General features: G+C 75.6%; 6 protein-coding genes and 1 riboswitch. Of the genes, 3 read left to right on the top strand and 3 right to left on the bottom strand.

Annotated features, from left to right (window positions below; translation table 11 throughout):
* Window positions 1–10 precede the first annotated feature (10 nt).
* The 3 genes from LEP48_RS15620 to LEP48_RS15630 form a co-directional block, all read right to left on the bottom strand.
* Window positions 11–1,849 (bottom strand): ABC transporter ATP-binding protein, encoded by a 1,839-nt coding sequence (locus tag LEP48_RS15620; RefSeq protein WP_225566500.1) that lies wholly within the window; start codon window positions 1,847–1,849, stop codon window positions 11–13.
* Window positions 1,846–3,657 (bottom strand): ABC transporter ATP-binding protein, encoded by a 1,812-nt coding sequence (locus LEP48_RS15625; protein WP_225566501.1) that lies wholly within the window; start codon window positions 3,655–3,657, stop codon window positions 1,846–1,848. Before LEP48_RS15625 ends, LEP48_RS15620 begins: the two co-directional genes overlap by 4 nt.
* Before the next feature lie 312 nt (window positions 3,658–3,969).
* Window positions 3,970–5,643: a bifunctional hydroxymethylpyrimidine kinase/phosphomethylpyrimidine kinase gene (locus LEP48_RS15630; protein WP_225566502.1), complete on the bottom strand. Its 1,674-nt coding sequence runs from the start codon at window positions 5,641–5,643 to the stop codon at window positions 3,970–3,972.
* Window positions 5,634–5,729: riboswitch (TPP riboswitch) on the bottom strand. Its footprint overlaps the gene before it by 10 nt.
* Window positions 5,730–5,818: 89 nt before the next feature.
* Here LEP48_RS15630 and LEP48_RS15635 point away from each other — a divergent pair.
* The 3 genes from LEP48_RS15635 (at window position 5,819) to LEP48_RS15645 (ending at window position 8,093) form a co-directional block, all read left to right on the top strand.
* Window positions 5,819–6,475: a hypothetical protein gene (locus tag LEP48_RS15635; protein WP_225566503.1), complete on the top strand. Its 657-nt coding sequence runs from the start codon at window positions 5,819–5,821 to the stop codon at window positions 6,473–6,475.
* A 95-nt stretch (window positions 6,476–6,570) separates the two neighbouring features.
* Window positions 6,571–7,443, top strand: a complete 873-nt coding sequence (locus LEP48_RS15640; RefSeq protein ID WP_225566504.1) for a YcnI family copper-binding membrane protein — start codon at window positions 6,571–6,573, stop codon at window positions 7,441–7,443.
* A gap of 26 nt (window positions 7,444–7,469) precedes the next feature.
* Window positions 7,470–8,093 (top strand): copper resistance CopC family protein, encoded by a 624-nt coding sequence (locus LEP48_RS15645; RefSeq protein WP_225566505.1) that lies wholly within the window; start codon window positions 7,470–7,472, stop codon window positions 8,091–8,093.
* Window positions 8,094–8,127: the final 34 nt, after the last annotated feature.

Raw genomic sequence — 8,127 nt, forward strand, 5'->3', positions numbered from 1 at the left:
GCAGCAGGGCTCAGACGGTCGAGTCCCGCCACGCCGTGTGCAGGGCGGCGTAGTGGCCGGTGCCGCCGGCGAGCTCGGCGGGCGGTCCGTCCTCGACTATCCGTCCGTGTGACATGACGAGCACCCGGTCCGCGATCGCGACCGTGGACAGCCGGTGCGCGATGATGATCGCCGTCCGGTCGGCGAGCAGCGTCTGCAGGCCGTGCTGCACCAGGCGCTCCCCCGGGATGTCCAGCGAGCTGGTGGCCTCGTCCAGGACGAGCACCGCCGGGTCGGCGAGGAACGCGCGCGCGAAGCTCAGGAGCTGCCGCTGCCCCGAGGAGACCCGCCCCCCGCGCTTGTTCACGTCGGTGTCGTAGCCCTCAGGCATCGCCATGACGAAGTCGTGCGCGCCGACGGCCCGCGCGGCGTCCTCGATCTCCTCCTGCGTCGCGTCGGGCCGCCCGAGGGCGATGTTCTCGCGCACCGAGCCGCTGAACAGGTAGGCCTCCTGCGTCACCATGACGACCGCGCGGCGCAGGTCCGTGGTCGACAGGTCGCGCACGTCGACGCCGTCGAGCTGCACGGTGCCCTCGGTGGCGTCGTAGAACCGGGTGACGAGCTTGGCCAGCGTCGACTTGCCGGCGCCGGTGGTCCCCACCAGCGCGACCGTCTGACCGGCCGGGATGGCCAGGTCGAGGTCGGGCAGGATCACCGGGCCGTTCCCGTACCGGAACGTCACGTCCGCGAGGCGCAGCGCACCCCGCGCACGCGGGAGCGGCGTGGGCTGCCGCGGCTCCACGACCGTCGGCTCCTCCGCGAGCAGCCCGGACACCTTCTCCAGGGCCGCCGTGGCCGACTGGAAGGCGTTGTAGAACATGCCCAGCTGCTGGATCGGCTGGAAGAACCGCTTGACGTACAGAAGCGACGCGACGAGCACGCCGACGTCCAGCGCGCCCGAGTACACCCGCCACCCGCCCACCGCGAGCGCCGCCGCGACCGCGACGTTGCCGATGAGCACGAGGCCCGGCTGGTAGCGACCGTTGACGCTGAAGATCCGCAGGTTCGCGTCGCGGTACTCCTCGCCGAGCCGGTCGTACTCCGCCTCGGTGGTGGCCTCCCGGCGGAACGCCTGCACGGCGCGCATGCCCGTCATCGTCTCGACGAACTTCACGATGAGGCGCGCCGACGTGGTGCGCTGCTCGCGGTAGAACGTCTGCGAGTACTTCTGGAACCACCGCGTGAGCAGCCAGGCGGGCACCAGGGCCGCGGCGAGCACGGCGCCGGAGACCGGGTCCACCAGGAACAGCACGACGCCGGTGAACAGCATGAGCATCAGCGAGGACACGACGCCCGTGAGGCCGCCGTCGAGCAGCTCGCGCAACGCCTCGAGGTCGGACGTCTGCCGGCTGATGATGCGCCCCGACGTGTACGACTCGTGGAACTCCAGGCTCAGCAGCTGGGTGTGCCGGAACACGCGCCGCCGCAGGTCGAGCAGCACGCCCTGGGCGATGCGCGCCGCCGCACGCACGTACGCGCCCGCGCACAGCCCGCCGAGCACGGCGGCCACGACGTACAGGGACCCGACGACGGCGAGCGTCGCCGCGCTGCCGTCCATGAGGGCGGGCACGGCGTCGTCGATCGCGAGGGACACGAGCCACGGCCCGGCGACCTGGCCCAGCGTGGAGACGACAACGAGCACGCCCGCCCACGCCAGGGACCGCTTGCGGGGCCGCAGGAGCGCACCGAGCAGGTGCATCGAGCGGGCGCGCGCGGCGCGAGAGGCCGCGCGGTCGAGGCGGGTGGCGTCGTCCGCGGCCGCGTCGGTAGGACGGCGGGTGGGCTGGGGCGGGGTGGTCGGCGCGCTCACCGGTGGTCCTCCGTCGTCTCGTCGTCGTCCGAGCCTGTCGGCTCGCCGTCCAGGTCGCCGTCGCCGGCCGCCTGCACCCAGTCCTCCTCGAGGTTCGAGATCACGTACCGGTAGTGCGGGTCGGTGGCCAGCAGGTCGGCGTGGGTGCCGACGGCGGTGATCCGGCCGTCCTGCAGCACCGCGACCCGGTCGGCCAGCGCGACCGTCGAGGGCCGGTGCGCGATGACCAGGGTCGTGGTGCCCGCGAGCACCTGGCGCAGCCGGCCGGTCACGGCCTCCTCGGTGGCGACGTCGAGCGCCGACAGCGGGTCGTCGAGCACCAGCACCGCCGGCCTCGCCGCGATGGCGCGTGCGAGGGCGAGCCGCTGACGCTGGCCGCCCGAAAGGGAGAGCCCTTCCTCCCCGATCCGGGTGTCGACGCCTGCCGGCAGGTCGGCGACGAACCCGGCCTGGGCCACCTCGATCGCCTCGTGGAGCCGGCGCTCGCGCTCCGCCTCGGGCACCGCGCCGGGGCCTCGCTCGGGCACCCCCAGCAGCACGTTGTCGCGCACGGAGGCGGAGAAGAGGGTGGGGTCCTCGAACGCGACGGCGACGGCGCGACGCACGTCGGTGCGGCGCATGCGGCGCACGTCCACGCCGTCGAGCAGCACCTGCCCGCCGGTGACGTCGGCGATCCGGGGGACGAGCATCGCCAGGGTCGACTTGCCGGAGCCCGTCAGGCCCACGAGCGCCGTGGTGGTCCCCACCGGCAGCTCCAGGTCGACGCCGGCGAGCTGGGGCTCGGCGGCGTCGGAGAAGGCGTAGGTGACGTCGCGGAGCTCGACGTGCCCCTGTGACGGGCCGACCTCGACCGGGTCGTCGGGGTCGGTGAGCTCGTTCGGCGTCTCGACGACCTCGAAGAACCGGTCGACGGCGGTGCGGGCGTTCAGGGTCATCGACAGCGTCATGCCGAGGTCGACGACCGGGCCGTTGATCACGGCGGCCGTGAGGAAGAACGCGACGAGGTTGCCCAGGGTGATCTCGCCCTGGGCCGCCAGCACGGACCCGAGCACCAGGCACACGGCGAGAGTGATCTCCGGGATCATCTGCAGCGACATCGTCACCGTCGCCTGGTTGCCGGCCTTGCGGATCTCGGTGCGGCGCAGCTCCTCCGCCTGGCCCGTGAAGGAGTGCAGGGCGTCGCGGCCGCGGCCGAACGCCTTGAGCACGCGGATGCCGTGCACGGACTCCTCGACCGTGGTGGCCAGGTCGCCCGACTGGTCCTGCGACAGCCGCGCGATGACGCGGTAACGGCGCGAGAACCGGAACGCGATCACGGCGACCGGGACGGCGCCCGCCAGGTAGACGAGGCCGAGCCAGCCGGCGGTGGTCAGCAGGATCGCCACCCCGACGACGATCGTCACGATGCTCACCACGAGCTGCAGCACGCCGAAGACGAGCCACCGGCGCAGCAGCCCCAGGTCGCCCATGATCCGGCTCAGGAGCTGGCCGCCGGGCCACCGGTCGTGGAACGCGGCCGGGAGGTCCTGCAGGTGCCGGAACAGCACCATCCGCATCTGGGCCTCGACCCGGGTGCCCGGGTACATCACCAGATTGCGGCGCAGCAGCACGAACCCGGCCTCGGCCAGGCCGAGGACCAGCACGAGCAGGACGGGCACCACGAGCGCCCCGAGGTCCCGCGACTCGACGCCCTGTGCCAGCGGGCCCTCCACGAGGGCCTGGAGCACGCGCGGGATCGCGAGCGCCGCGAGGCCGGCGCCGAGCGCGGAGAAGAGGCCCGCCACGAGACGCGGCAGTGCGGGTCGCACGTACGGGTACAGCCGGCGCAACGACGACCAGGTGGACTGTTCGGAGCCGACAGGCGGCGGCGGGGCAGCCGGTGGGGCGCCGGGGCCCTCCGGGCGGAGAGCGCTCTCCGTCGCGCCGCGCGCGGAGCCGCGGGGGCCGCGCGCCGCGGCGCCTGCGTCGGAGCTGTCGGACGTTTCTGCCGAGGACGCGCTCGGTCTGGAGGTGGTGTGAGGCATCGCACGCATTCTCCCACCGGCCACCCACATCATGTCCTCGGGTCACCGGGCGGGCAGCCCCGGGGGCGTCGCGGCACCCCCGGGGGACGCCGCCCCCTACCCGGCGAGCTCCCCGGCGGCCCAGGCGTGCGCCTGGTCGAAGAACGCGACCTCGAGACGGCAGGCCCGGTCGAACGCGCCGGACATCCGGTGCCGCTGCTCCGGCCCTGCGGCGCCGGCCACGCGCTCCAGGACGGCCACCGCCTCGCGCGTCGCCCGGGCGAACGCCGGGTCGCCGTAGGTGGCGAGCCACTGCCGGTACGGATGGGCGTCGTGGCTGCGCCGCACCAGCCGCTCCCCCGCGTCCTGGTAGATCCAGTAGCACGGCAGGACGGCGGCGACCAGCGTCGCGTAGTCGCGCCCGGCCGCGTGCAGGTGGTCGAGGTACGCCGCCGTCGTCGGGCTCGGTTCGACGCCGTGCGGCTCGCCGCCCAGCCATGTCGTGTGCAGGTCGAGCTCGGTGGCGAGTGCCCCGTGGGCCCCGCCCGCCCAGAACGCCTGCTCGGCCCGCGTCGGGGCGAGCTCGCTCGCCCGGGCCAGCGACCGCGCGTACTCGCGCAGGTAGAGGGCGTCCTGCTCCAGGTAGAAGCGGAAGTGCGCAGCGGCCAGCGTGCCGTCGCCGAGCCCCCGGACGAACGGCAGGGCGTCGATCTGCGCGCGGTGGCCCGCGGCGTCGTCCCACCACCGCGCGACCAGCGCCGCACCGTCGGTCGCGCCCTCGCTCGCGTCCGCCTGCCCCGCGAGGGCGCGCGCCACCTCTCCCGGGGCGGGGACCTGGCCGGACGCCGTCCCCACGGCCCCGGTGCGCAGCTGGACGAGGTGGTCCACCGGGCCGTGCCCGTGCCCCACCCCGAGACCGGCCCCGGCGCGGATCGCCTCGGTGAGCCAGGCCTTCGTCTGGCGCAGCGCGATCCCCCAGTCGCCGGTGCCGGCGTACCGCGTGGCGAGGCCGCTCGACAGCGAGCACCCCGTCCCGTGCGTGGCGGTCGTGGTCACCCACGGGCCGTCGACCTCGTCCAGCACGCCCGCGGGACCGACCAGCGCGTCGGTCACCCGGCCGGCGCCCTCACGGCCCGGCAGGTGCCCGCCCTTGACCACGACGAGCACCTGGTACCGCGACGCGAGCCGCCCGGCCTGGGCGACGGCGTCCTCCCAGCGGTCCGCCGTGGGCTCGCCGACCAGCACCGCCAGCTCCGGCAGGTTCGGGGTGACGACGTCGACGCGCGGGAGCAGGGCGCGCACGGCGTCCTGCCCCTCGACGTCGAGCAGCCGGTCGCCGCTGGTCGCCACCATGACGGGGTCGAGCACCACTGCCGGCCGCGCCGGGCCGGCAGGCAGCTCGTCGAGCCAGCGGGCGACGACCTCGACGACCTCGCGGGAGGCGAGCATGCCGATCTTCACCGCGTCGATCGCCACGTCGTCGCTCACCGCGGCGAGCTGGGCCGAGAGGAACTCCGCGCCGGGGACGTGCACCTCGCGCACCCCGAGGGTGTTCTGCGCCGTCAGCGCCGTGATCGCCGTCATCCCGTAGCCGTGGGCCGCGGCGATCGACTTCAGGTCGGCCTGGATCCCGGCTCCCCCCGACGGGTCCGAGCCCGCGACGGCGAGGACCCGCGGGACGGCCGCGGGCCGTCGCGCGTCCGCGCCGTCGCCGGCAGCGGTCTGCCGCTGGGAGTGCTGAGAGCGGGTGTGCTGGGAGCGGGTGTGGTCGTGCAGCATGGGCATGCTCATGCCGACATCCCTTCGCTAGTACGAGCTAGATCAGGTTCGACGGGTGTGATCTCAGCACCGCGAGCGGTGCACCCCGTGTCGTTCGACGCCACCGTAGCGGACGCGTCGTGACAGGTGGCGACGGTCTCGCGGCACGGCAGTCGGCGGCGGTCGGGGGCGGGGATAGGGTGGCGCCGTGCCCGTGGTCCTTCGTCGTGCGCGCGAGCTGCTCGTCGCCGGCACGACGCTCAGCATCGCGGCTGCCGCACACCTGCTCGCCGGCGGGTCGCTGCCGCGCTCGGCCCTCGCCTGGGTCGTCGTGCTGGCGCTGACACTGCCGGTCGCCGTGTGGACCGGCAGGCGGCGCCTCACCCTGGTCCGCGTGCTGCCGGCGATGGTGGTGCTGCAGGTGGTGCAGCACGGCACCCTCGAGATCCTGGGGACCGCCGCCGCCCGCACGGGAGCCGCGGAGGGCCCGCGCGCCTCCGACGCCGTGCACGCGGCGCATCTGGACCTGACCGCGGGATCCCTGGGCGGGGCCGCCGACGCCCTCGCCACCGCGCCCGGCACCGCCCACCACGCGAGCGACGCGGCGGCCGGTGCCCTCATGCTCACCGCGCACGCCGTGGCCGTCGTCCTGACCGCCCTGCTGCTGGTGGCGGGCGACCGCGCCGCGGCGGGCGTCGTCGCCGGGCTGGGGGCGGTGGCGCTCCTCGTCCAGGGGGCGCCGGCGTTCGCCGCCTCGCGGGTGCTCGGACCGGTGCGCGGGCGGACCTTCGCCCGCCACGACCGGACGGACCGGTCCGCGGCGCCGCTCCGCGGGCCGCCGGCCGGGGCCTGCGCGCCCGCCTGACCGACGACGGCCTCCGGGCCGCGCCGGTGCGCGGGCGCCGTTCGCGACCCTGCACCGCGCGACCTCGCGCACCCGTACACCTGGGAGAACCCGTCATGCCCGCTTCCTTCCTGCAGCTTGCCCGCACGTCAGCCACGAGCACGTCATCCAACCGCACGTCATCCAACCGCACGTCATCCACCCGCACGGCCCGCCGCCGCGCCCTGCGCACCGGCACCGTGAGCGGCGCCGCCCTCCTCCTCGTCGCCGTCGGCGCGGGTGCGGCGTCGGCGCACGTGACCGTCACCCCCGACCAGGCCGAGGCCGGCGGCTACGTCACCCTGACGTTCAAGGTCCCCAACGAGTCCGCGACCGCCTCCACGACCGCCGTCGAGGTCGCGCTGCCCGCCGACACGCCGTTCACCAGCGTCTCGGTCGAGCCCGTGCCAGGATGGTCCGCGCAGGTCGCCACGACGGAGCTGCCCGCACCGGTCGAGGTGCACGGCACCGAGATCACCGAGGCCCCCGTCACCGTCGTGTGGACCGCCGACAGCGAGGACGCCGCCATCGACCCGGGCGAGTTCCGGCGCTTCACCGTCTCCGCGGGCGCCGTCCCGCACGACGTCGACACGATCCTGCTGCCTGCGACGCAGACCTACTCCGACGGCGAGGTCGTGGCCTGGGACGAGCCCGCCGGCGAGGACGGCGCCGAACCCGAGCACCCGGCGCCGACGCTCGTCGTGACGCCCGCCCCGACCGGCTCCGGCGGCGCGCACGGCTCCGGTGCCCACGGCGACGAGGGCACGGCGGCCGAGGGCACGGCGGCCGAGGGCACGGCGGCCGAGGACGCGACGGCCGGGGACGGCGCCTCCGGCGGGTCCGGCCCTCTCGCCCTCGGGCTCGGTGCCGCGGGGCTCGGCCTCGGCCTCGTCGGCGCGGTCACCGGGGTGGTCGCGCTCGCCCGCACCCGCGCCCGCACGCCCCGATGAGGCGGGCCTCGATGAAGCGGGCCTCGATGAAGCGGGCCTCGTCCCTCGCCCCGCGCGTCGCGGCGGGCCTGCTCGGCGCGCTGCTCGCCGTCGTCGCGGGGTCGGTCGTGCCGGCGGCACCGGCAGCGGCGCACAACGTCGTCGTCGACACGTCGCCCCCGGCGGGGCGGACCGTGACCGAGTCACCCACCGAGGTCTCGGTGACGTTCGACGACGTCGTCCTCGACCTCACGGGCGACGGGACCGGCACGGTCGTCCAGGTCACGGACGCCGACGGCGCCCCGCACACCACGGGGTGCCCGACGGCGCGGGACCGGACCGTCACCGTGCCGGTGCGGATCGACGCGCCGGGCACGTACACGGTGGCATGGCGCATCGTCTCGGCGGACGGTCACCCGACCAGTGGCGAGCACACCTTCACGTTCGCGCCCGCCGACGGGGCTCCGGCTCCCGAGGACCCCTCTGCGGCACCGGCGGCGCTCGGGTGCGAGACCGGCCCGCAGGACGACGACGGGACCGCCGCGGCCCCGGCGGCCCCGACGACCTCGGGCGGCGACCTCACGGCGGTGCTCGCCATCGCCGGCGGCGTCGTGCTGCTGGCCGGCGCCGGGGTGCTCGTCGCCCTCCGCCTGAGCCGCCCGCGCGACTGAGCGTCGGCGCAGGTCACCGTCGGGCGGGCACCGA

It is taken from the genome of Isoptericola luteus, from assembly GCF_020297055.1.
In the GTDB taxonomy this organism is placed as follows: Bacteria; Actinomycetota; Actinomycetes; order Actinomycetales; family Cellulomonadaceae; genus Isoptericola; species Isoptericola luteus.

Bases quoted from the DNA above. Each gene is read 5' to 3' on its own strand.
- LEP48_RS15630 (WP_225566502.1), bottom strand. From the start codon at position 5,643: ATGAGCATGCCCATGCTGCACGACCACACCCGCTCCCAGCACACCCGC.
- LEP48_RS15645 (WP_225566505.1), top strand. From the start codon at position 7,470: ATGAAGCGGGCCTCGTCCCTCGCCCCGCGCGTCGCGGCGGGCCTGCTC.
- LEP48_RS15640 (WP_225566504.1), top strand. From the start codon at position 6,571: ATGCCCGCTTCCTTCCTGCAGCTTGCCCGCACGTCAGCCACGAGCACG.